Genomic DNA, 23,601 nt, shown 5'->3' with positions numbered 1-23,601 from the left:
AAGCAAATCCAAGGAATGAATATAAATAAAAAGGTATTTCCAGAAAAATAATTTTAAAACAAAGTTTTTAAATGTTATTTCCTTATAAACTATAAGCATATGTATAACCGGATGTTTCTAAAGATGATTCGTTAATCGATTTATCATTATTTAATATTCTATATGTAAAAATTAAAATGAATTTATCATTATATTTTAAAAGTCATTTATTTTTAGCGTTTATAATTTTAAGTGTATAATCCTAATATACATGCAATATATAAGGAGAGGGTTTAATATGGATAGCATTGATAAAGATATTCTCATACATTTACAGGAAGATGCTCGGTTATCAATGACTTCGATTGGTAAACTAATTGGCTTATCGCAGCCAGCGGTAACTGAAAGAGTGAAAAGACTGGAAGAACAAGGGGTTATAACAAACTATAGAACTATTGTTTCTAATGAAAAAATCGGTAAACTCACTGTAGCATTTATTCTTTTCCGTACAACTCAGTGCAATAACTTTGTGGATTATTGTGAAAAGAATCCACAAGTTGTTGAATGTCATCGAATAAGTGGAGAATATAATTATTTAATTAAGGTAGTTGTAGATTCAACCAAAGCAATTGAATTATTTGAAAATGAAAGTATGAAATATGGTAATTCAACTACCTTAATTTCTCTCTCTTCACCTATAGACTATAAACCTTTATTACCTTCGAATTAAGTATAAGAAATTAAATCCCTAAATACGTTATTTCCGATAGTTTTAAAAACGTTCAATGTCAGTATAAAAAAGAGAGGAACTTATGTTAACGGGTTCCGTTTCCTATCGCAAAACGTAAATTTGCAATTAAAAATGTAAAGTAAAATGTATATCAAAAAGCACCGCAAAATGCTGTGCCTTTTGTTTTAAGAAATAAAATAGCTCAGTTCATATATGAACTGAGCACTTCTCTTTATTTATTTTTGCTGCCTGTTCAACCAACGGACCATTAAGAATAATTAATCGAGCAACCTTCTATTGATAAATACATGCGTAATGGTTAATAAAACCAACATAGCAACTACAATAACAGTTGCTTCATAAGGGTAGTCAATAAAACTATGGATAACTACTAACAATCCTAACGGTAGAAAAAAAGCTCCCCCTGTAACTTTACCTAATATGGATTTATTTTTAATGTTTTTTTCATTAAACCCAGCTAATAACCACGTTTGCTTTTTCACAGCTGCCAAGTATGAAACAAGTAAAAGAGCTATACCAATAATTAATAATCCGTAGTCCATCTTTGAACCTCCCAAAACCGAAATTATTTCCCGATACTTTATTTACGATTCTAGATAAAAAAAGTTCCCTTTTTATTCAACTAATGCACTCATTAGTTTAAGAATCACTTCACAAACTCTTATCATAATTCTACACTTATAACGATAATACCTCTGGATTTTGAAGTTACCAAAGAGCGTTCCAAAATGGATAAGCTACGCCTAATATCCTGCAAAAAGGCATTCACTGAATTGTCATTAGCTCTTACAATGAGTCTTGGCTAAATGCTCATTTGATAACTTTGAGGAATCCGTAAGAACATCAATGTAACGGCTCCCGCGGTCTGCCATCGCAATAGCGATGTTCAATCTTATTTGATTTATGGACATTATAATGGGTCCCGTCTGGTGCAATTTTTGTTTCGTAAAACTTGTGTACAGCTAGTCTCCTTTTCAAATATTCTACAGCTATTTCATAATCAGATTGTTCCGATAAACCATTGGACTCTGCCCAATCCCTTAGATACTTATTTGAATCAATAAATTCCTGGAAAGCTGCTTCTCTCGAAAGTGTTTTGTCAAAGGTATTAATAAAATGATGTAATTTTCCCTGCTGAATCTCAACCGAGAAAGCCTTTTTTATTGCGGACTTCAGCACCATATCATCATCACTAACCATACGCCACTTTTCCGTTTTTACCATTTCTTTGATAAGGAACATTTGAGCCATCGCAGTATATGTGTGATTAATGTTCATAATTAATCTGTTCTACAATGATTCAACTGTTCTATCCATCACCCTTTAAAATAGAGTGAAAACAACACTTTTTTTAGTATAAATCTGGAATGGATTTTAATTGGAGGTTATGATCATGGCAGAATACACGATTTTTGCTTTAGTTTTTGCAGCTTCTGCATCAACACCTGGTCCAGAAACTTTAGGAATTTTATCTAGAGCTCTGTCTGGCAGACCTTTTGCAAGCTTGCCTCTTGCTTTAGGAATTATTATTGGAAAATTAATCATGCTAACAGCAGCAATTCTCGGTTTAACTGCCTTGGCGGAAATACTTGGACCTATATTCGTGGTGTTAAAATATTTTGGAACAGCCTATCTATTCTGGCTAGGCATTAAAAAATGGAGAAATGCTAGTAAGGTCTTTGAAATGAAAAAAAATTCAAACCCTATAAATTTGACTATTGAAATAGGATTGGGTCTTGTATTGACTCTTTCTAATCCTATTGCCATTGTTTTCTATATAGCTCTCCTTCCAGGTGTGGTTGATGCCTCTAATGTGACATTAAACAGCTATATTATACTGTGTTTCATCATTGTTTGTATGATGCTTATTATTATGATCGGGTATAGTTTGATAGGAGTAGCTACGAAAAAAATGTTCTCTTCCCCAAACTTTAAGATACATTTTGATCGATTAGCAGGTGCATTGATGATTGGCGCAGCAATCTTGATGGTAATTAGATAAGCATGCTATTTATTTGTTCTCTATTAATTGTTTAGTGGATTAGGAGTATTGGATGGGTGAGTCAAATGACTATAAAGAAAACATGAATTTTTACAACCTAAACTACCCTCCTCCTTCCCCTATTGTTATTCATTAAAAAGTTAATGCAAAGGAAACGTCATATAGGCGTTCCCTGGCACTGACTTTAGTTTAAATAACTGCTTAATCTTTAAAAAACTTTTTAACTTTTCTATTCTTTCATATCGTTTTGCGCAAATCCTTTATTACTAAAAAAATAGTAGCTGCAAAAGTTTTTTTCATTTATTTCCCTTTCATTCCCCGCCATCACAATCTCATTAATAGAAGCTAAAAGTTGATTTTGTTCCAAAAACATAAAAACAGCTGGATTCTCCATTGCTAGCTTATCAATTTCCTTTACAACATTAAATAATTGAATAATAGATTGATGCATGAAATCGCCCCTTAACTGCTTTTTATTTATGGCTGTTTTCTCAAAATTTGTTATTTTCACATAAAAAATTGGAGATGAAGTACTCAGCAGACTGAATACACGTAGACTCCTGTGGGAATGCGAGAAAGACGAGACCCCGCAGGAGCGTATGCGACGAGGAGGCTCGACGCTCGCCCACGGAAAGCGAAGTGTATTCAGGCTGCGAGTTTATAAGCAACAATCTTTACGAAAACAGCCTTATCTATTAATAATTTCAAACCTTTCATTTCCATGTATTTCATCATTATATAAAATTGCTCTGAACAAATTCTGAACACTTTTAACCATTCATGAATCGTTTTTGTAAAACAATACTCTGGCTTAAATGTAATAAATGGAGAAGAGTATGTGGATAATAAAAAGAAAAAGGGATTGGGGTTTTCATGGATTTTTTTCACGGTCAAGAATCGCTTACTTCTATTCAATGGATTTTAAGAGCTATTGTATCATTCTTCTTTTTAATTTTTGTGACAAAAATAATGGGACAGCGATCTATTTCACAGTTAAGATTACTCGATTTTGTCGTTTCATTAGTTATTGGAAATGTCATTGCCCACCCTTTGTCTGATGAACAACTAGGATTAAAAGGATCGATGATAACGATAACAGTACTCATGACACTCTATTTGATTGGTGTATATTCCACCTTAAAATGGCACAAGCTGCGTATCTTTTTTGATAAACCACCCTATGCTATCATAGAAAATGGGCAAATTCATTATAAAAATTTAGTTAGGGCAAGGATATCGATTGATATTTTATTGTCAGAGCTGCGTAAAAATAAAATTAAAGATGTTCAAAACGTTTCCCTTGCTCTATGGGAGCCTGATGGCACTATTTCGTTTTTTTTATCCCCTGCCTACCAAACAGTAACACCAGATGTCATGCATCTAGCAACAAAACCCTTTACATTTCCGAGAACCATTATACTAGATGGAAAAATTGATAAGAAGCAGCTAGACCAAATGGGCAAAAATGAAGACTGGTTAAAAAACAAAATTAACACTAGCTGCAATTCGAAAATAAATGATATCCTATTAGCAACGATTGATCATGAGGATAATCTGAAAATTTTTTTGTATAGATAAATGACACCTAAGAAATATTGCTTAAACATAGAAACTAAAAAAGGATAGCAATAAAAATTTCACATTTTATTGCTATCCCCGCTATCACTCAGTCAATGAGAAAAACCCATTACCATTTTTTATTTTAATAATTCTCCCGTATCTCCCGTTTTTATCCCTGCTGCATTAGCTTCATCTGTATCAATATGCATATCTAAAGCGTAAGTGTCTTTTACACGAATTAATACTTGATGGAAAATCAGTTCTCTTTCTCCACTCACTTTCACACGAACGTATTGTCCATCCTCCACATTAAATGTTTCAGCATCTTTTGTCGTCATATGAATGTGGCGCTCTGCAATGATGACTCCTTTATCAATCGTCAACTCCCCCTTTGGACCAATAATAGTTATTCCGGGCGTACCATCGATATTACCAGAGGAACGTATTGGCGCATTGATCTTTAGGTGAAAAGCATCCGTTTTCGAAATTTCAATTTGGGTCGCTTTTCTAATCGGTCCGAGAATTCGCACATTAGCTATCTCCGATTTTTCTGTTTTTATCGTCACCGTTTCTTCAGCCGCAAATTCACCAGGCTGTGATAATTCCTTTTTGCTAGTCAATTCATAGCCTTCTCCAAACAGCTTTTCTAAATCCTCTTTTGTTAAGTGAATATGTCTGTTCGATACACCAATAGGGATTTGCATCATTTTTGAACTCCTTTTTTATATTGTATTTTACTTTTCCCCTAATGGATGATGGTTAATTAATTTTCATCCTATATTTGATTCAGTCAACCTGCTGCTATTCAATTACATCCGCTAGTATAAAGTTCAATTTGTATGTACGAATAGTTTGTTTTTGCCAAGGCAGCATCTGATAGACATACCTTGGCACCAATTTTTAACCCCCGAAGAACTTTTTAAATTTTTCTAATTCCTCTTTACTGTACTTTTTTGTTTTATCAAAATATGGATTGTCCTCTAATGAATTTTTGGGGTCCAGATTTGTATTTACTGAAAAAACTGGCTGCTCATTGCCTTCTGCAATAACTCGATCATCTAAACTGTCAAAGTCAGGCATATTGGAATCTTTATTATTCACCATTGTTTACACCTCCTATAAAGTAGGGTAAACTTTTGGTTTAATTTTATGTACGATAAAAAAGTCTCATTCATAAAAGAATAGATTAATGTCTATCTTCACTTCCTGCTGTTTCACATAGCGCAACTGTCTCTATGGCGTTTTTTACTAAATAATGATCTACACTCGCTAACATTGCCTTTCCTCCATTAATCATCGCCCTCTCGTCGAAATCGAATTTAGGGTGGTGATGTGGATAAACAGCATCTATTGATTCATTACCTGCTCCTGTAAAAAATAGCATACCTGGTTTCTTTTCCAGATAGTTGGCAAAATCTTCACTAACTAATAGGGCAGGCGCCTCTTCAATTTGCAATTCTGGCAAAGATGCTTTAACAGAACTGGAAAATACATCTGTTTCTTCAGGATGATTGTAAACACCTGATACACCATGATAGTAATCAAATTCGTAATCAGCCTGCGAACTTAAGCATATGCCTTTAATAGCATCATTCATAGCAGCTTCTACTAATTGCTGCACTTCTTTTTCATACGTTCTGACCGTTCCTTTTAAAACAGCTGTATCTGCAATTACATTAGCAGCATCCCCAGCATGAATAGATCCAATGGATATAACAGCTGTTTTCTGAGGATGAACTCTTCGACTAACAATATATTGAAGCTGGTTGATCAACTGACCGGCAACAGCAATAGCATCTATCGTATCGTGGGGGGAAGAACCATGTCCCCCTTTCCCTTTTATTTTTATTTGAAACAAATCCCCTGCAGCAGTTGTATATCCTTTTGTATATGAAATCGTTCCTGTAGGAATTAAACTCCATAAGTGGTTGCCAAAGACAATATCTACTTCTTCCAAACAATTATCTGCAATCATTTTCTTCGCTCCACCGCCGCCTTCTTCAGCATGCTGAAAGAGCAGAACTACATTTCCAGCTAATTGTTCCCTATTTTCCTGCAATACTTTACTCACTGCTAAAAGAATAGCAGTATGTCCATCATGGCCACAGGCATGCATAACACCATCGATTTTAGATTTATATGGAACTTCTTTTTCGTCCTGAATAGGCAACGCATCAAAGTCAGCCCTTAATGCAATTGTTTTCCCAGGTTTTGCTCCTCTAATAATGCCGACTACTCCCATGCCGCCAACATTTGTCCTTCTTTCAATTCCATATCCAGATAAGATGGAAGCAATTAGCTTGGAAGTCTTATACTCTTGATTTGTAAGTTCGGGATATTGATGCATATGTCTGCGCCATTCAACCATTTTGTCAAACATTTCTTCCAATTGTTGATTCCAAATGTTCAGCATATACCTTCCTCCTATGTCGTAGCTTTAAGAAGATTGAACAGTCGTCTAATTTATCGACTGCAATCATCTTTCTTTATTTTCCGAAAATTAAATATATAAAAACAGTATACAAAATATAATCGTTGAAAACAAAAATAAAGACCCCTAAAGACAATGCTTAAGGAGTCATTTTTACTTATAACGTCTTTTAAAAATGCTGATTTATTGTTTAATTTGATTTCTTTGAATAAAACAAGCTAATTAATTCGCTGATTGTTTTTACTATAAATCTTAATTTCATAAGGATCATTTTTCACTTTTTCTTTTATTGAATCAGATGAAAGAAAATCATCGATGACTTTTTCAAGCTGCTTGCCAAACTCTTTTGCATTTTTGTCTGAACTAGACAATGTGGTATACACTAAAATCTGTGGTTTTAGATGTACAGAATAGCCTAGCATATGCACTTTATATTCTTTTTTGCCCATTAAATCTTCCTCAATAATATGAAGGATGTCAATCAACCTTTTTTCTTGATCCCTTTTTACCATATCTACTTTTTTTATGCTTAAAGAAACATGTTCCATTTTATATCGTTTAAAAATATCATTTACTACTTGCTTTAGTTCTTCGGTTCTATTCTCCGTGTTAGGTATATATAGGATAATTGTTTGTGGATCATAACTCATTGAAGAAGCTACATTGAAATTCCTAGCTGCTAATTCCTTTTGAATAACAGGATGAATAATATTAAATTCCTTCGTCGTTTTCTCGAATTCCTTCTGTTCCTGTTCTGACATCTTTGTTTCCTTAAGTCGTCTTGAATCCTTACCATTATCTCTTCTTATTTGTAGAGTATAAGCATCATAATCTTTTGAAAGCAGGATGTTCTTTGCTATTTTCTTTACATCATTTTTCACCGAATCATAATACTCTTTAGACCCATAAATCGTGATATATAATTTTTTTTCTGGATAAATCACCCCTATTACAGAAGTATTATAGCCTTCCGCTCTTAATTCTTTTGAAATGGTTTCCGATATACTAGCCTTTGGTTCAAAAATTTGTCCTAAGTATGGAATTTTTGCTGCTACTTTCGCCATTACGGGAGAAACAAAAGCAGAACCAATAAATAGAGAAAACAATAACACTGCTGCACTGCTAATGTAGAATACTTTTTTGGGCAGATTTCGTTGGTTCCTTTTTCCTGTTTTGATGGCATTTTTCATCACTTGGTTCAATTTGTCTTCAGGAATTTTTATATTGTCTATCTCTTTTTTTACATTGGTATTTAGAAAATCATTCATCAGATGCATCCCTCCTTTAAATCCGATTTCAATTGATGGATTGCTCTATGCAATCGAGTTTTGACCGTTCCTTCTGGACAATTTAATATTTCGGCAATTTGTTTTACTGTTAGATCCTTATAGTACCTAAAAATAATCACAGTCTTATAATGCATATCCAACCGCTTAATTGCTTCTACTAAATCCAATTTTTCTTCCATGTGAAGATTTTGATCATGAATATATCCATCCGCATCACTAAGTGAAACCAAACGATTAGTTTTGTTAATAAAATCTATTGCCGTATTAATTAAAATTCTCGCTATCCATGTAGAAAAATAAGATGACTCTTTTAAATGCTTTATAGAAATAAAAGCTTTACAAATTGTTTCTTGTACAATATCAAGCGCATCTTCTTCATTTTTCACGTATAAATAAGCCATTCGAAAGAGCTTGCTCTTTTCCATTTCGACTAACTCTTGAAATGCTTTTTCATTTCCTCTTTTAGCCTTGTTTATTTTTTTATCCATCGACATGTACTCACCGCCTCTTTTTCTAACCGTTAGACACTACAAATTGCGAAAACGTTTCAAAAAAAACAAAAAATAATTATTTTAAAATAATATAAGAACAATTATAAAGACATCAAAAAGGTGTGCCACAAATGACACACCCATTACATCCATTATCATTGATAAAAAAAGCAAGAAATAAACCTTCTGTCGACTTTTATTTTTCTACGATAAAAAATTCCATTTCCATCAGATAGCTGGAAACATCAAAAAATACTACTGTCGTTTTTTTGTCTTTTTATTATTTAACTTTTCCGCTGCTGTCAGCGGTTCATTTGCAAATTCATGATCAAATTGGTTGGACAAGTTCCCTTTTACAGCTTGTTTTTCACTATTCAAGTTTTTCTTCGATTTGGTCATCTTCAAGCACCTCCATCACGTATTTTACCTAACATGGATAATAATTATGTACGCATTTTAAACTACCTATTTTATAAGAATAGAAAGTACACTAACTATTAACAAAGACCCCATAATAATGTTGAATTGTTTTCTAAAAGCAGATAAATATTTTTGAAAAAGAGAGCCAAATAGACTCCAACAAAAGGTACTAACAAAACCAATAAAAGCCAAAAGCAAGGAATAGAATAATAAGGCCAAATGTGAAGGGTCATAGGGTAGAATAAATGTTGAAACTACTGATAGGGCAAATAGAATTCCTTTTGGATTTATGAATTGTAATAAGATGCCCGATATAAAATTGTTATTGTCTTTCTGTTCTTCCGTATCATTTTCAACATTTTTAGCCATCATAATTTTTAATGCAAGATATAACATATACATTACACCAAGAATTGTCATAAGCAGTTCAATCTTCGGCAGAATGCTTTTAAGTAAAACATTAAGGTAAATACACAGTATCATGATCAAAAAGAAACCGGTACCGACTCCTAGACAAAATCTAATGGTCTTCTTTAACCCATACTTGTTTGCAAATAACATAGCCATAATAGTATTGGGTCCTGGCGTAAAACTAGTGACAAAAACAAATAATAAAAATGATAATATGGACATACTTGCCTCCTTAAATAAAGTTAAGTTTCTGGATAATGCATTACGACCTGAAATACAGTGCCCTCATTTGTTTCGTTGATGTATTGGTGAGTAACATTGCCTTCAAACTTTATTGCTTCACCAGATTTTAAGCAATAAAACATATCCTTAATCTTTAATTTCAATTCCCCTGAAACGACTGTAATATATTCTAGAACTCCATTATTATGTGGCTCAGAAATGTAATTGCCCGTTGCTTTTAAAGTAACCGTAAATATTTCCATCTGGGTTTGCGGATCAAATGGAAATAATAAATATACTAGACATTTTCCATTATCCTCTGTTATATCCGCTTCTTTTTTCTGAACAATCGAAATTTTAGTTTCATTCTCCTTTAAAAGGGAAGAAAAAGAGATGTTTAAACCTGAAGCAATTTTCCAAACGATTGTAACCGTTGGCTGTGAAGTTCCTTGTTCAATACGATATAACATTGCTTTACTAACACCTGTTAATTCTGCAAGTTTATCTAAACTGATTCCTCTTTTTTTTCGTATATTTTCAATATTATTGCCAATACGAATATGTATGGACTCTTCGATAAAAATCACCTTTCCTTTTGACGTTTTATAAGTTAAACAAATTTTATCATATATGAAACATTTTTGCGAAATTGTAGTCAGCACTAAAAACAAGAAAAGGTATGCCGTTAAAATGACACACCTTGTCCTTTCTTATTTTGATTGATAAAAAAGCTAAAAATTAACCTATCAATTTTTATTTTCATTTAAATTCTACTGTCGTTTTTCCGTATAATGTTTATTTTCGATCAAGGTTTTCTAATTAATTTTAATCATATTCTTTGATTTATTATACTATCCCACCTTATTAAAACTACAAAAATACAGCAAAAAAAGTATCAGTCACCAAAATGACATTGGTCTATTCAAGGAGACTGACACTTCGTTTCGCAAACTATTAAGTAAAATTAAACCATGAATTTAACAAACCCTTAACGGTCCCGATGCACCATATAATTCAATAAATGCTTTAAAAAAGGGCTGTTGCGCGGCACTTCTTGCAGCGATTCCATTGCGAGACAGTAATGTTCCCACATTGCTTTTTTGGCATCAACAGAACCAAGGATGGACACAAAAGTTGAATGGTCGTTTTCTGCATCTTTTCCAACGGTTTTTCCGAGTAAATTCAGATTGCCTTCTACATCAAGCAAGTCATCCTTAATTTGAAAAGCAATGCCGGCATGATAGGAAAATTTTTTCAACACTTTTATTTCTAAGTCCTTTGCATTTGCGAGAATAGCAGGCATAATCAGGGAAGCTTCGAATCCTATCCCCGTTTTATAAAAACAGATTGTATTTAATTGTTCCAGTGTCAATAATTTCCCTCTAGAATCCAAGTCCATCGCCTGCCCCTTGCACATCTCCCCTGTCATTTGGGCCGAATATTGAATTAATTTCAGCACCGTTTTCGCATCGAATTGGTCAAGTGATGTTTGTTCTTCAATCGCCTTCTGGGTCAGAAAAAGACCCGATAATTCTGCTATTGCAATGTTATACACTTCATGCACGGTTGGACGCCCCCTGCGGATCGACGCATTATCCTGAGATGGCAGATCATCGAAGATTAACGATGCAGTATGCATATATTCTAATGATTTCAACAGCGGCACAATTGCTGAGCTTTTTAATCCATATTCGTTTACGGCCATAACCCAAGCCACGATTGGCCTTAACCGCTTCCCATCGCCATCCAGACTGTAATTTGCAGCATCAATTATCCACTCCTTCATCAAAGAATTATTATCGATTTTAGGAATCGTTAAGATGTTGTTGATTTGAGTGCGGACAGTTTTAATCGTATCTAAAAATTCTTCCTGTTCCTTCCGTTCTTTTTTTAGTGTGTTAATCATATGATCCCGAAGCAGTTTATCAAAGAAATCCACATCATCTGCTTTTCGAACCATCTGTTGGATGATGCGATTGAATGTTGGATTTCCAGAAGCAAACAGCTCCATCACTTCCTTGTATTTTTTCGTTCCTATTTTTTCTTTAAATCGTTTTAGACCGTTTATTGCACGATCCAAAATCACCTCACACGTCTTCGCATCTGAGTGATAGACATGATGAATCAAATGAGAGATGACCGTCCAGTATAATTCAAAGGGATTGATAAGATCCATCCGCTTATCATGATATTTTAAATAGTAGGTATAAGGTGTAACCGCACCTTCCTTCCTATCATCAAACATATCGGCAAAATCATCAGCGAGCTGGTTGTAAATGCCATAATAGAATGTCCGGCTGTCAAAGCCCTCATCCTCAGGAGCACTGATTAAGGAACGAACAATCAATCGGGAAGAAGAGGATTTTAAAATTACCGGTATGTAAAGCTCTTCATTCGTGTAGCTTCCATTGGATAAATCCTTTTCACGGTCCACTTCCTGGGAATGAAAAAACACATATGATTGCTCAAGAAATGATTTCCAAGTCTCATTCCGATGATTTTCCTTCATATACTCAAATGCCTCTCGGAGTTCCGAATGAATATATTGAATCAGATGATCATTATTTCCAGTCCACTCTCCTAATTCAGGGACAGATCCTGTAATAAGGGTGGTACGGATTAAATCGGAATATTGTTTTTCCTCATTAGCGGATAAAACTTTCGCATCCAGAAGGTCGTCAATAAACGGATAGGTCAAACCATAGTAAAAGCCTAGCTTAATCGCTTTATCTAATTTTTTCGTACGTTCTTCAGGCGGTATCCCATCTCCCATTTCTTCGATCTCGTGCATCACTACTCCAGCAGTAATTTTTAGAATTTTTCGCTGGGCTTGCGCTGCATCCATCCCCTCTGGAATATTAAAGGATACCTTCTTTAGTTTGTTTATCACCCAGATTACGGTAGACTCAACTCCTTCCTTCTGGGCCATCCTGTACAAGCCGACCATGCTAAACGTCTCCGTTTTATCACCTCTATTTGTTGTCAGATGAGTTTTTAAACTGTCCACTACACGACGAATTTTAGTCTGAGTATCAGGTGAATTCAGAGATTTTCCCAAATCCCGCATATAAATATAGGAGATGCTACGGTCCAAGTAATGATCGAGTTTACCTGTGTAATCCAGCCATTGAATATAATGGTGATACCCTTTTGAATCAGGCTTCCCCTTTCCCCGTGAAATAAAGGAGAATATGGAATGATGATGAATATGATTGTGTTTCCAAGATTGGATATCTTTTGTTAGGATAGGGACATAAGTCTTTTGCCTGACTTGCTCATACAGTGATTGAAAATAGTGACCAGCCTTTTGCTCAGCCAGCCGGTAGCATGCATCGGCATTTTTGATTAACTCCTCATTCATACGATAAATACCTCTATTTCATGGTCTCTTATGTCATTCAAACCAATATTTTAACCCAAGCATTTGTTTCTTTTCAAAACGCTCTTTTCGTATAGATTGTTGCTTTTAAACTCGCAGCCCGAATACTTCTTCTCCCATTTTTTACGTAAAAAACAACAAACTTAGAGAAAACAGCCTTTCAAAATATATTTAAATATAATCTAAAGATAACATCTTTATAACCAGAAAGGTTATAAAGGCATGATTCCTTTGCATCTGTAAATGCATATATTAATGTTATTAATGTTTATGTATTATTTTAAAAATGATGTTTTTTAGTAGAGGTTGCACTTTTCTAATTTCTAAATAAGTAGTCTAACTTCACCGTATTGAATACGCTTTTATGCCTGACCCCCTGCCCCTTAATCCTATAGGTACTGGGGGAAAGACATCAATTTTAATTTTGTGAGATTTCTGTTGTAAAAAACGTGGGTTTTATTAAGGTTTATATTTAGGGGAGATACTTATTTACATAAGCAACTTCATACGTTGACAAAATACCCCAATAAAAAATGTGATAAATGGTCTTATTTTTTCTTAATTATACTTCAAGTTGTTTTTTTATTCGGTCTATTTCTCTTTCATTCAGAGCAGCTTTTTCCCAAGTATAATCTTGATCTGCTTCTATTTTATTTAATTGGCGGAGAATTACTTGATGACTTTTCAAATTTTCCGTACGAAATTCTAATAGTTCTGTTTTTATAGATTGTTGTCCTTCTTTTAATTCTTGGATGTCTTTGCGCATGGATTGCTGTTCTTTTCCAAATATGGTTAGTTCTTCTTTAAATGCTTTCATTTCCTCTTTCATCGACTGTTGTTCTACTTTTAATCCTTGTATTTCCTTTTTCATCAACTGTTGCTCTACTTTTAGTCCATGTATTTCCTCTTTCATCGATTGTTGCTCTACTTTAAGCTCTTGCACACTTTTGTTTAAATTACCAGTTATTGCAATAAGGCTGGCGATCATTTCTTCTAATTTATCAAATCTTTGTTCTGACACTTTATTTCACCTCCTTGTCCATTATTTTATCGTAAAGGAAAAGAAATTACTATTTCTTATACCCAGGGTCAAACACTAGCATTTTCAATCTCCAACACCTTCCAATTTGCTTCTTCCTATTTCTACTGCTACAATTAAATATAGACAAAAATAGACTTTTATGGAATTTTCCTTTTGAATTTTAGGAGTTGCTATCATATACAAAAAACAAAATATCCATAAAAGAAGCTGATTTTTTTTTAATAATAGGCATAATATTTACACGGAGGGAATTCTTTTGTCAGAAAATGTAGATAAACAACGTAATAAATCAGAAATTTTTGTCAGGTCCATATTGGCGTTGATCGGTGTTGCTATATTGGCAATTGGTGCGACTTTATGTAAGCAAGGACATGTGGGGCTAGATCCTTTTACTGCTATCAATATAGGTCTTTCAGAAAAAGTTGGCCTAAGTTTGGGTAGCTTCCAGCTCAGTGTTAATGTGATTATTATTGTCATCGTATTATTATTAGACCGGAAAAGAATCGGTATTGGCACCATCATTAATATGGTTTGTGCTGGATTTATGATCGATTGGTTTTCAGACCTCTATACCCATGTGTTTGATTATCAGACAACGCTGCTAACCAAAATAGTAAATGGTATTCTCGGTTTGCTCTTCTTTACACTTGGCACTTCTATCTATATGACCGCGAAGGTTGGCGTTGCCCCTTATGATGCACTTGCCCCTATTGCATCAAAACGATTACATATCAAATATAAATTTTGTCGTATGGCTCAGGATATTGGGTTTATGATTGGTGCTTTAATTGCAGGGGGACCTATTGGCCCTGCCACCATTATCATCTCCTTTTTTGCCGGACCATTAATCACCTTCTGGGATCATCGTTTTAGCAAAAATCTTGTAGCGAGTTTAGTAGACTTCGGAAGACATCCTTCTGGGAAAAAAATCGGACTTAGCATTGATAATATCGGAAAATACACGTATAACCTTGTAAAATACAGCTACAATCAAACGGTTATCACACAAGAAAGACTTTCCGATTATTCCGATGAACAACTGGAACAACGAGTAAACCAAACACGTACAACCTTAAATCATATGAAAACTGTATTTAATAACACGGCTACTCTATACGGAATGTTAAAAAATGAGGAGCGGAAGAGAAAAAGAGAAGCAAAACTGCAAACAGAAAATACAGAAACTCCAGATAGAGAAACTTCAAAACAAAAGTCTGATACTTCACATTAATCACTTCCTATTTTAAGAAGGCTGTTTTGTTATAGATTGTTGCTTTTAAACTCGCGGTCTGAATACACTTCGTCCGTTTAGCGAGCGTCGAGCCTCCTCGTCGCATACGCTCCTGTGGGGTCTCGTCTTTCTCGCATTCCCACAGGAGTCTACGTGTATTCAGTCTGTTGAGTACTTCTTCTTCCAATTTCTCACGTAAAAAACAACAAACTTTGAGAAAACAGCCTTAAGAAAAAAAACAACCGGATATCGTTTTTCTATTCGGTTGTTTTTCTTTGTTGTGATTCTGCTAAGAAAAAAAATAAAGGAGGTCTTTCTAACTGTATGAAAGCATTAGTTTTAACCGGAACAGAACAAATGGAAATTCAAGAAATTCCTGATCAACCTTTAAAAAATAATGAAATCAAAATAAAGATGAAATACGCCGGCATTTGTGGTACAGATAAACATTTATTCAAAGGATTGCCTGGTTCAGCACAAGCTAATCCCCCTGTTATTTTAGGTCATGAAAATTCCGGCGTAATCAGCGAGCTAGGGCCAAACGTTAAAAGCGGTCTTCAAGTTGGTGACCGTGTTACAATTGATCCAAACATTCCTTGCGGCTATTGCTCTTATTGTCATGATAACAAGCCTCAGTTATGCGAAAATATGGAAGCTGTTGGCGTAACCCGTGATGGCGGCATGGCTGAATATGTTTACGTCCCGGAAACAAATGTATATAAAATACCAGATAGTCTTAGTTTTAAAGAAGCAGCCATGGCGGAACCAGTCAGCTGCATGATCCATGCACTAAAGCAAGTCGATATTAAAACACATCATACAGTCTTAGTGGTCGGTGATGGATTTTTAGGACAATTATATATTCAATATTTGGCGAATCGCGGTGTGAAAAAAGTGGATGTCAGCAACCGTAATTCGAAAAAAATTGACCAACTAAAGAAACTCGGCGCTACAAGTGTAATTCATCACGACGAAATAAAGGAAAAATATGATATCGTCATCGAATGTGTCGGCGTGACGAAAACGCAAGAACGAGCAGTCTCTTCTGCACGCCGAGGTGGACAAGTTCTAATGTTTGGCGTCGCTAATCCAGATGACGTCATTCAAATTAGCTCCTACGATATTTTTTTTAATGAGTTAACTATAAAAGGTGCATTCATTAACCCACATTCCATGAACGAAGCCATCCAACTATTAACTAATAAATCCCTGTTGGATATCGAACCACTTCTTTCACATGAATTTACATTAGAAGAAGTCCCTGACTTTTTGGCTGGCAACATCAATGAAAAAATCACAAAAGCAGTTATTAATTTAGAGGCGTGATCCATTCAAAAACTCCTCTAGAGAAAAAGCTTTACTTTGAAGCTGCGCAATACAGAAATAAAGAAAAAAGTACCAGTTACCGTAAAAGGACAATTGTCCTTTTGCGGTAACTAGCACTTAGTTTCCAGATCAAAAGAAACCAAATCCTTAAAAAAATTAACAACTTCCTTCTCCACTAAAATTCTTCGTATACTGCTGGGTCTTGATCAAATGTCCGTCCATTTGGGTGGCTTAGCTTAGCAATCGGCTGCATCTCTTCATCGGTTAGCGAGAAATCAAATATTGATAGGTTCTCAAGCTGGCGTCCTGGCGATGAAGCTTTAGGCAGCGGCAATGCACCAAGCTGAATATGCCAACGGAGAATAATTTGTGGAATCGACTTTTGATGAGCATCAGCAATAACCTGAATATCCTTATCCTGCAACAATTCATTCGCTCGTCCCAATGGACTCCAAGATTGTGTTACAATCCCATGCTCCTTATACCACGTTCTCTGTTTTTCCTGTGAAAAATAAGGATGCAGTTCAATTTGATTGATACTTGGAGTAACGCCGGTTTCTTGAATTAAACGTTCCAAGTGTTCCGGTAAAAAGTTGCAGACGCCAATTGAACGGATAAGTCCCCATTTTTTCGCATCAATCAACGCTTTCCAAGCTTCAACATATAAATCCTTGCTTGGATTTGGCCAATGAATAAGGTAAAGATCATAATAATCCAATCCTGCCCGTAAAATAGATTCCTGAATAGTAGTTATTGCTGCATCGTAGGTGTGGTGCCGTCCAGGTAACTTAGATGTAATTCGCAGCTGTTCACGTGGAACCGAGCTGCGTCGAACCGCCTCGCCAAGCGCTCCCTCGTTCTCGTAGTTAAAGGCAGAATCAAGCAAACGATAACCTACATCAATGGCGCTTACAATAGTGTTAGCACCCGCCGCTCCATTCAACTTGTATGTACCAAAACCAATTGCCGGAACTGTCAAACCATCATTAAGCGTAATTTCTGGAACTGCATTTACCACGATCATCTCCCCTTTCTTAACACTATCAGTTTAGCACCCAATATTAGGTAAGTCTAACAAACTGCAACTAATCATGGAAAATAATAACTGGTATTGGTGCCTAGTTTATTTAAAGTTAGTACACAAAAAAAACGCACAGCTTTATGCTGTACGTACCTGTTAAATAGCGAATGCGTGATTACCTATTGTCTTAATAACTTTACGAGAGAAAATCCAATCACTTGTTGCCGTTTCAGGGTTGTAAAAGTAGAGCATCTCATCGTCATTCCCTTGACTCTCCAAAGCTTCTTGAACCGCTTTATGCGCTTCCTCATCTGCAGATTCATGAATAGAACCATTTTGAACAGGTTCAAATGCATTCTTTTCATATATAACATCCTTTATTGTATCGGGAAACTCTTTGTGTTCCACACGATTCAACACAACTGCCGCAACTGCTACTTTACCTTCATATGACTCACCTTTTGCTTCTGCGTGAACAAGACGAGCGAGTAAGTTCTTTTCCTCGGTCGAGATTGTAAGAGAATTATCTGTCTTTTCGAACCTCGTCATTGGGGAATTTACTTCTATTCCATTAAAAAAATGAAAGTCTAATAAATTTGTCTCATCCTTATATCTACCAAATTTTTCCACGAATAATTTTAGCGTGTCACCAGTATGAATAGAATCTACTTCTTCAGCATTTATATGAGTAATAGGAAAAACAGTATATGAACTAATTAATATAATGGTTATAGCTAATATAAATAATTTTATCAATTGTAAACCTCCTGCTTTTTTTAATCCTAACAGGCCCATATACAAGGCTAACAGGTTTACAAGTATTTCTCATTATATAATTATTGGTAGAATTACCATTTAAACGATAAGCATCGACAAGAAATTGAAAATTTTGTATGAGGTTTATTGCAGGGATGTTCAATTGAGGATTTTATCGTCTTCTAAATTGTTCTAATTCTGTTTCCATTTTATATACTTTTTATTTAAGGCTGTTTTCGTATAGATTGTTGCTTTTAAACGCGCAGACTGAATACACTTCGCTTTCCGTGGGCGAGCGTCGAGCCTCCTCGTCGCATACGCTCCTGTGGGGTCTCGTCTTTCTCGCATTCCCACAGGAGTCTACGTGTATTCAGTCTGATGAGTACTTCTCCTCCCATTTTTTCACGTAAAAAACAACTACATTTAAGAAAACAACCTTATTTAACACTTCTGTTTTATCATCAACATAGTCCACAAGTGCCCGCCCTCCTGTTTAAAACTAGCGGGCAGGCAATCTTATTATAAAAAATCAGCAGTTCCCTCTACTTTTTATCAATTATCAGAAGAACCTTCATTCGTATTGCTGGCAGTTTTTTTACCATCGGCATGTTTTACGCCTTTGCTTTTATAAGGTTTCGCACTTTTTGCTTTATTTGCACTAGCTTGCCAGCGGTTCCAGCCTTTTTTGCCAGTTCCTCTGCCTATTCCACTCTTGCCCTTTGCCTTGCTCATTAAATCAACTCCATCCTTCTTTAGAGAATTAACTAGCAGTTTGTTCCTCCTATCACTTTTCCTTAGAAAAAAAACCAAACATAATAAAATATAACATATAAAGATTGAAGAAAGTATAATGAATAATAGAAGCAAAACAATATACACGCTAGGTTAGAGATGATTTTCAATCGTTAAACGAAAAGGACTATCCAATGATTGCACAGGCAAAAGAAGATTTACCGTCCGGAGAAGAAAATTATGAACGTTTTAATTGGGGAAAAGAAGCGATTTTGCAGGGAATCATACAGCTTGGGAAAAATAAATAATAGAAATACGAAACTATTCTTTGCAAAAACATAAAGCTGAATGAATTAGTTCATATTCAATTCATAATTTAGACGTATACTCCTCTAGTAAGAAGATGTTTGAAAGGATGAATTTAAAATGTCAGAAGTAAAAAAACAGCCTGGATGGCGCCAATTTATTCGATTAGTACAGCAGACAAAGCCCTCTAAATTAATGATAGGCATTGCTTTATTATTAAGTTTAGGGACAACGGGTGTGAGTTTATTAGTCCCGTTATTTACAAAAAATCTTATCAATGATTTTTCTCTTCATTCACTAACTCCTGAAAGAATTATACTTCTTGTGCTTGCCATTATTATTCAAGCAGTGGTTAGCGGCGTTTCGATCTATTTATTAAATCGTATCGGTCAATCGGTAGTAGCAGGGATCCGCGACCAGCTTTGGAAGAAATTACTCCTACTGCCTGTATCTTATTTTGACGAACATCCATCAGGAGAAACTGTCAGCCGTATGACAAATGATACTGCTGTCGTAAAAGGATTAATATCGGAACATCTTTCTAATTTTATTACAGGAATTATTTCGATTATTGGTTCCATTATTGTGTTATTTGTATTGGATTGGAAAATGACTTTATTGATGTTTATATGCCTCCCGCTTTCCGCTGGCATTTTAATACCGTTGGGGAAAAAAATGCATCAAATCTCAAAAGGCATGCAGGATGAGACTGCAAACTTTACTACCGTACTTCAACAAGTGCTGACAGAAGTACGCCTTGTGAAAGCATCCAATGCGGAAAACTTAGAATATCAAAGTGGAAAAAAAGGTATTGCGAACTTATTTCAATTCGGCTTAAAAGAAGCAAAAGTGCAAGCGATGATTGCCCCGGTGATAGGCCTTGTGATGATGGTACTGCTTGTACTGATTTTAGGATATGGCGGCATGCGTGTTTCTTCAGGTGCGATAACTGCTGGAGCTTTAGTTGCATTTATTATGTATCTTTTCCAAATCATCATGCCAATGGCGCAATTAGCAAATTTCTTTACACAATTTCAAAAAGCTACTGGTGCAACCGAACGTATTAGTGCTATTTTGGATGCCGAAGAGGAAGCAGATGGTGAAAGACAAGCTCCAAATATGAATCAAAGCCTTCATGTAGAGAATGTACATTATCATTATCATAACAAGGAAGAAGTGTTAAAAGATATAAACTTTAAGATGGAAGCAGGCAAGGTCACTGCCATTGTCGGCCCAAGCGGAAGCGGCAAAACGACCCTTTTCTCCTTATTTGAACGTTTTTATCAACCGCAGCAAGGTTCTATTTCCATCGGAGGAAAGTCCATTCATGATTTCACCCTTCTTTCTTGGCGAAGTCAGATTGGCTACGTTTCGCAGGAAAGTCCGATTGTTGCCGGTACGATTCGGGATAATATTTGCTACGGGCTGGAAAGAAGCGTAACAGATGAAGAATTAGAAAAAGTAGCAAAAATGGCCTATGCCGATCAGTTCATATCAGAGCTTCCGAATAGATTTGATACAGAAGTCGGCGAAAGAGGTATGAAATTATCAGGCGGTCAAAGACAAAGAATTGCCATCGCTCGTGCATTCCTGAGAAACCCAAAAATATTAATGCTTGATGAGGCTACTTCAAGCCTTGACAGCAAATCAGAAAAAGTCGTGCAACAAGCATTAAGCAACTTGATGAAAGGCAGAACGACCATCATTATTGCCCATCGCTTATCAACTGTTATCGATTCCGATCAAATTATCTTCCTTGAAAAAGGGAAAATAACAGGAAAAGGTACACATGAACAGCTATTTAACACGCATTCCCTGTATCGTGAATTTGCGGAGCAGCAATTGCATAAGGTTAAACTAGCTTAATTCACCGAGAAAAAGTGTCAGGCACCACAAAAAAACATTTGTCCATTCATGGTGCCTGATACTTAAATCTTAAAAAATCTTTATAACACTATGTAAAAATAATAATTAACTTGATGAAGATAGTGGATACTTAGTATTAAACTCTGTATCTCCGATTTCTTTAATTAAGTAGTTCTTAAATTCTTTATCTAGCTTACTAAGAATTATCGATCCATTAAAACTATCATTCTTAACAGTGGTTGTATATACTGGTAGCTCATTAACTTTTTCCATATCACTATCTAAAGATAATAGACCTAGAGCCTCTATTCCAATAGCACTGCTTACAATTAATGAGTCCGCTGAACCTAAAGGAGTATAAATACTAATATCGAACGCCCTACGAACCTGTTCTTCATCTGATTCGACAATAATACATATATCTAAAAATGGTTCTATTAATTTTTTAGCTTTCTCATGATATGTTTGAAGAGTACTAGGGTCATTTTTTATTATATGTTGCCCCCATCTTCTACGATGACTACTCGGGCTAACACCACCACTTGAAACTTGATCACTAACATAGAATTCTCTTGCTAATCCATTAAGTAACTCCATAACAACTACTTCCGAAATACATAGTACTACTTTTTTGTATATCAGATACCTAATAAAAAGCAAGGTAGCTTCATGTTTCTGTGAATCCTTATATAGATATGAAATAATTATATTTGTATCAAGAAAAAAGATATCATCACCTTTTAAGGTAACGACATCTTTTCCGTAATCTTCACTATGGAATGGCATATTAGTGTTTACCCCTTAAATCATTAGAGATTTCTATCACATCAAAATTATGTTTGGTACTTAATGAACCACCAACATTAATTAATGCATTTGTTTTTTCTTTATCTTCATATTTTTTCTTAGCTTGTTCAAGGATGCTTTGTTTTTTCTTTCTAACTTTAGTTGGAGCGGTCATTTCCATGTCATCACTCTCCTCATTCACCATATTGTCACACCTCCTACTCACCAATTTTCCCTTAAATAAAAATCGGTATTCAAAGATATGTATGAATTCTTTATATTATTATACATTCTCAATTAATCATTATCAATATTTTCCACATCATCGGCCATTTTATATTCAGAAAGTTATAACAATTTTAACAAGGAGGAGGTAGGCAGCCATATTACAAAATAATATTTCCCTTGCCCATATATCGTATATCTATACACTCCATTACTCGAAACATTACTGTTTCGACCAGATTTATTCCAAACACTCCCTTTTCGAACACACTCTTTTAGTCCTTATGATTTCCAATCCATATTTCCTGGCACATACATCCATTATCATGATTCATTCATTTCAAATAAATTTTTCAAATCGACATCCAGTCTTTCACCAAAACGAATCCGATTGCGCAAGGCCATCATCTGATGATCCAAACGCTCTAGTTCCTCTAAAACCACTTTTTCCTGTGGGCTCGACTCAATCACATCATGGATTCCCCCATTTTTAATTACCACTCTCTTCCTGCCTGATAACGCTAAAATTGGATCATGGGTAGCCATAAGAACGATCTTATCTTTTTTCACTAGCAGCTCCAACGCTTTTTTCCGGTCAATTCCTGCGTTTTCAATTTCGTCGATCAGAACAATCGGTGAAATGCTTAGGAAAGCCGTATCAGCAATCATTAAAGCTCTAGACTGTCCTCCACTAAGCGATGTCACAGGTGTTGCAGCAGAAAATTCCTCTCCGGCCAGCCTATTGGCATGTTCAATAATCATCTTCGTTTTTTCTTCGGGATCACGCATCATTCTGCTTTCGGCATGCATTTTTATAAAGTCCTCTACTGTCATATCAACGACAAAGTTCATATTTTGCGATAATTGGGCCACTAATTTATGTTCAAGAGAAAACCTCCATTCACTAGGGGGTACTTGATTATTGATGAGAATTTTTCGGCCTGTAGGTGTATCTCCTTGCGCCATCCATTCCAGATCCGCTAAAAGCCTGCTCTTTCCAGAACCTGTAGGACCAACCACACATACAATTTCACCCGTTTTCATTGTTAAGGAAATCGTTTCAGGAACCCCTGCCTTATCTCGTCCTCCTATGATGGTAACAGAGTCCACTTTCATTGGATTACTCTGCTGAAGTTCTGTCATATGTACGAGAAAATATTCGAATCGCTGGATTAATTCGTTTCGATCCATTCCGATATCTTCTAGCAATTCACGATCAAGTCCTAAAAAATAATGTTGAAGGCTTACATCTGTTTGCGTCAACGGTAAAGCCATCGCAGAAAAAAATTCTTCAAAGTACGAATACTCCTCTAATAAACGGCTAAGCTGCCAATCTTTTATTTGCTGATAGTCCAATTTTTTCTTCTCCATCTGC

General features: G+C 35.3%; 25 protein-coding genes. 6 read left to right on the top strand and 19 right to left on the bottom strand.

All coding sequences use genetic code 11. The annotated features are described in order from the left end of the window. Positions 1-277: 277 nt before the first annotated feature. Positions 278-709 (top strand): Lrp/AsnC family transcriptional regulator, encoded by a 432-nt coding sequence (locus ACTYA4_RS15175; RefSeq protein WP_443481230.1) that lies wholly within the window; start codon positions 278-280, stop codon positions 707-709. 278 nt (positions 710-987) lie between these two features. Here ACTYA4_RS15175 and ACTYA4_RS15170 read toward each other — a convergent pair whose 3' ends face one another. Together ACTYA4_RS15170 and ACTYA4_RS15165 are read right to left on the bottom strand one after the other, a co-directional pair. Further along, positions 988-1,272 carry a DUF3784 domain-containing protein gene (locus ACTYA4_RS15170; protein WP_443481231.1) on the bottom strand — a complete coding sequence of 95 codons (285 nt, stop codon included), beginning with the start codon at positions 1,270-1,272 and terminating at the stop codon, positions 988-990. Positions 1,273-1,573: 301 nt separating this feature from the next. Then, positions 1,574-2,008 carry a hypothetical protein gene (locus ACTYA4_RS15165; protein WP_443481232.1) on the bottom strand — a complete coding sequence of 145 codons (435 nt, stop codon included), beginning with the start codon at positions 2,006-2,008 and terminating at the stop codon, positions 1,574-1,576. Between the two features lie 115 nt (positions 2,009-2,123). On the opposite strand from ACTYA4_RS15165, the gene ACTYA4_RS15160 reads away from it, so the two are divergent. After that, on the top strand, positions 2,124-2,732 hold the full coding sequence (locus ACTYA4_RS15160; RefSeq protein WP_443481233.1) for a LysE family translocator: 609 nt from the start codon (positions 2,124-2,126) through the stop codon (positions 2,730-2,732). 229 nt (positions 2,733-2,961) lie between these two features. Here the strand turns inward: ACTYA4_RS15160 and ACTYA4_RS15155 are convergent, their stop codons facing one another. Continuing rightward, positions 2,962-3,183: a hypothetical protein gene (locus ACTYA4_RS15155; RefSeq protein ID WP_443481234.1), complete on the bottom strand. Its 222-nt coding sequence runs from the start codon at positions 3,181-3,183 to the stop codon at positions 2,962-2,964. A 422-nt stretch (positions 3,184-3,605) separates the two neighbouring features. On the opposite strand from ACTYA4_RS15155, the gene ACTYA4_RS15150 reads away from it, so the two are divergent. Beyond that, on the top strand, positions 3,606-4,310 hold the full coding sequence (locus ACTYA4_RS15150; RefSeq protein ID WP_443481235.1) for a DUF421 domain-containing protein: 705 nt from the start codon (positions 3,606-3,608) through the stop codon (positions 4,308-4,310). Positions 4,311-4,429: 119 nt separating this feature from the next. Here the strand turns inward: ACTYA4_RS15150 and pduL are convergent, their stop codons facing one another. The 10 genes from pduL to ACTYA4_RS15100 all read right to left on the bottom strand — a co-directional run bounded on the left by pduL (position 4,430) and on the right by ACTYA4_RS15100 (position 13,956). Continuing rightward, the gene (pduL, locus tag ACTYA4_RS15145) at positions 4,430-4,999 is read right to left on the bottom strand and encodes a phosphate propanoyltransferase (protein ID WP_443481236.1); all 570 of its coding nucleotides are present in this window, start codon (positions 4,997-4,999) and stop codon (positions 4,430-4,432) included. Between the two features lie 193 nt (positions 5,000-5,192). Continuing rightward, positions 5,193-5,396 (bottom strand): hypothetical protein, encoded by a 204-nt coding sequence (locus tag ACTYA4_RS15140; RefSeq protein ID WP_443481237.1) that lies wholly within the window; start codon positions 5,394-5,396, stop codon positions 5,193-5,195. 82 nt (positions 5,397-5,478) lie between these two features. Further along, entirely contained in the window at positions 5,479-6,705 is a 1,227-nt protein-coding gene (locus ACTYA4_RS15135) for a M20 metallopeptidase family protein (RefSeq protein WP_443481238.1), read from the bottom strand. A gap of 236 nt (positions 6,706-6,941) precedes the next feature. Continuing rightward, the gene (locus ACTYA4_RS15130) at positions 6,942-7,991 is read right to left on the bottom strand and encodes a DUF4179 domain-containing protein (protein ID WP_443481239.1); all 1,050 of its coding nucleotides are present in this window, start codon (positions 7,989-7,991) and stop codon (positions 6,942-6,944) included. Beyond that, positions 7,991-8,506 carry a sigma-70 family RNA polymerase sigma factor gene (locus ACTYA4_RS15125; RefSeq protein ID WP_445505706.1) on the bottom strand — a complete coding sequence of 172 codons (516 nt, stop codon included), beginning with the start codon at positions 8,504-8,506 and terminating at the stop codon, positions 7,991-7,993. The genes ACTYA4_RS15130 and ACTYA4_RS15125 overlap by 1 nt, the downstream gene beginning before the upstream one ends. 252 nt (positions 8,507-8,758) lie before the next feature. Continuing rightward, a complete protein-coding gene (gene sspO, locus ACTYA4_RS15120; RefSeq protein ID WP_443481241.1) occupies positions 8,759-8,902 on the bottom strand; it encodes a small acid-soluble spore protein SspO in 144 nt (47 codons plus the stop codon). A 66-nt stretch (positions 8,903-8,968) separates the two neighbouring features. Beyond that, a complete protein-coding gene (locus tag ACTYA4_RS15115; RefSeq protein ID WP_443481242.1) occupies positions 8,969-9,556 on the bottom strand; it encodes a LysE family translocator in 588 nt (195 codons plus the stop codon). Between the two features lie 20 nt (positions 9,557-9,576). Beyond that, positions 9,577-10,143: a helix-turn-helix domain-containing protein gene (locus ACTYA4_RS15110; protein ID WP_443481243.1), complete on the bottom strand. Its 567-nt coding sequence runs from the start codon at positions 10,141-10,143 to the stop codon at positions 9,577-9,579. Between the two features lie 401 nt (positions 10,144-10,544). Next, on the bottom strand, positions 10,545-12,917 hold the full coding sequence (locus ACTYA4_RS15105) for a polyprenyl synthetase family protein (RefSeq protein WP_443481244.1): 2,373 nt from the start codon (positions 12,915-12,917) through the stop codon (positions 10,545-10,547). 580 nt (positions 12,918-13,497) lie between these two features. Next, positions 13,498-13,956 (bottom strand): hypothetical protein, encoded by a 459-nt coding sequence (locus ACTYA4_RS15100; protein ID WP_443481245.1) that lies wholly within the window; start codon positions 13,954-13,956, stop codon positions 13,498-13,500. A 277-nt stretch (positions 13,957-14,233) separates the two neighbouring features. Between ACTYA4_RS15100 and ACTYA4_RS15095 the strand changes: the two genes are divergently transcribed. Then, positions 14,234-15,208, top strand: coding sequence for a YczE/YyaS/YitT family protein (locus tag ACTYA4_RS15095; RefSeq protein ID WP_443481246.1), 975 nt, complete (start codon positions 14,234-14,236; stop codon positions 15,206-15,208). A gap of 324 nt (positions 15,209-15,532) precedes the next feature. After that, a complete protein-coding gene (locus ACTYA4_RS15090; RefSeq protein WP_443481247.1) occupies positions 15,533-16,534 on the top strand; it encodes a zinc-dependent alcohol dehydrogenase family protein in 1,002 nt (333 codons plus the stop codon). A 175-nt stretch (positions 16,535-16,709) separates the two neighbouring features. On the opposite strand, the gene ACTYA4_RS15085 is transcribed toward ACTYA4_RS15090, so the two are convergent. The 3 genes from ACTYA4_RS15085 to ACTYA4_RS15075 form a co-directional block, all read right to left on the bottom strand. Beyond that, positions 16,710-17,558 (bottom strand): aldo/keto reductase, encoded by an 849-nt coding sequence (locus ACTYA4_RS15085; protein ID WP_445505705.1) that lies wholly within the window; start codon positions 17,556-17,558, stop codon positions 16,710-16,712. A 153-nt stretch (positions 17,559-17,711) separates the two neighbouring features. Continuing rightward, the gene (locus ACTYA4_RS15080) at positions 17,712-18,311 is read right to left on the bottom strand and encodes a cell wall hydrolase (RefSeq protein WP_445505704.1); all 600 of its coding nucleotides are present in this window, start codon (positions 18,309-18,311) and stop codon (positions 17,712-17,714) included. Between the two features lie 552 nt (positions 18,312-18,863). Continuing rightward, positions 18,864-19,043 carry a DUF3934 domain-containing protein gene (locus ACTYA4_RS15075; protein WP_443481250.1) on the bottom strand — a complete coding sequence of 60 codons (180 nt, stop codon included), beginning with the start codon at positions 19,041-19,043 and terminating at the stop codon, positions 18,864-18,866. Between the two features lie 426 nt (positions 19,044-19,469). On the opposite strand from ACTYA4_RS15075, the gene ACTYA4_RS15070 reads away from it, so the two are divergent. After that, positions 19,470-21,215 carry an ABC transporter ATP-binding protein gene (locus ACTYA4_RS15070; protein WP_443481251.1) on the top strand — a complete coding sequence of 582 codons (1,746 nt, stop codon included), beginning with the start codon at positions 19,470-19,472 and terminating at the stop codon, positions 21,213-21,215. A gap of 105 nt (positions 21,216-21,320) precedes the next feature. On the opposite strand, the gene ACTYA4_RS15065 is transcribed toward ACTYA4_RS15070, so the two are convergent. From ACTYA4_RS15065 to ACTYA4_RS15055, 3 genes are all read right to left on the bottom strand, one after another. Further along, a complete protein-coding gene (locus tag ACTYA4_RS15065) occupies positions 21,321-22,001 on the bottom strand; it encodes a type II toxin-antitoxin system VapC family toxin (protein WP_443481252.1) in 681 nt (226 codons plus the stop codon). A gap of 1 nt (position 22,002) precedes the next feature. Beyond that, a complete protein-coding gene (locus tag ACTYA4_RS15060) occupies positions 22,003-22,206 on the bottom strand; it encodes a hypothetical protein (RefSeq protein ID WP_443481253.1) in 204 nt (67 codons plus the stop codon). 344 nt (positions 22,207-22,550) lie between these two features. Next, positions 22,551-23,597: an ATP-binding cassette domain-containing protein gene (locus tag ACTYA4_RS15055; RefSeq protein WP_443481254.1), complete on the bottom strand. Its 1,047-nt coding sequence runs from the start codon at positions 23,595-23,597 to the stop codon at positions 22,551-22,553. Positions 23,598-23,601: the final 4 nt, after the last annotated feature.

This window comes from Niallia yueguangensis (genome assembly GCF_052663115.1).
Note: the sequence above shows the minus strand (reverse complement) of the source record. Positions and strands in the feature narration are given on the sequence as shown.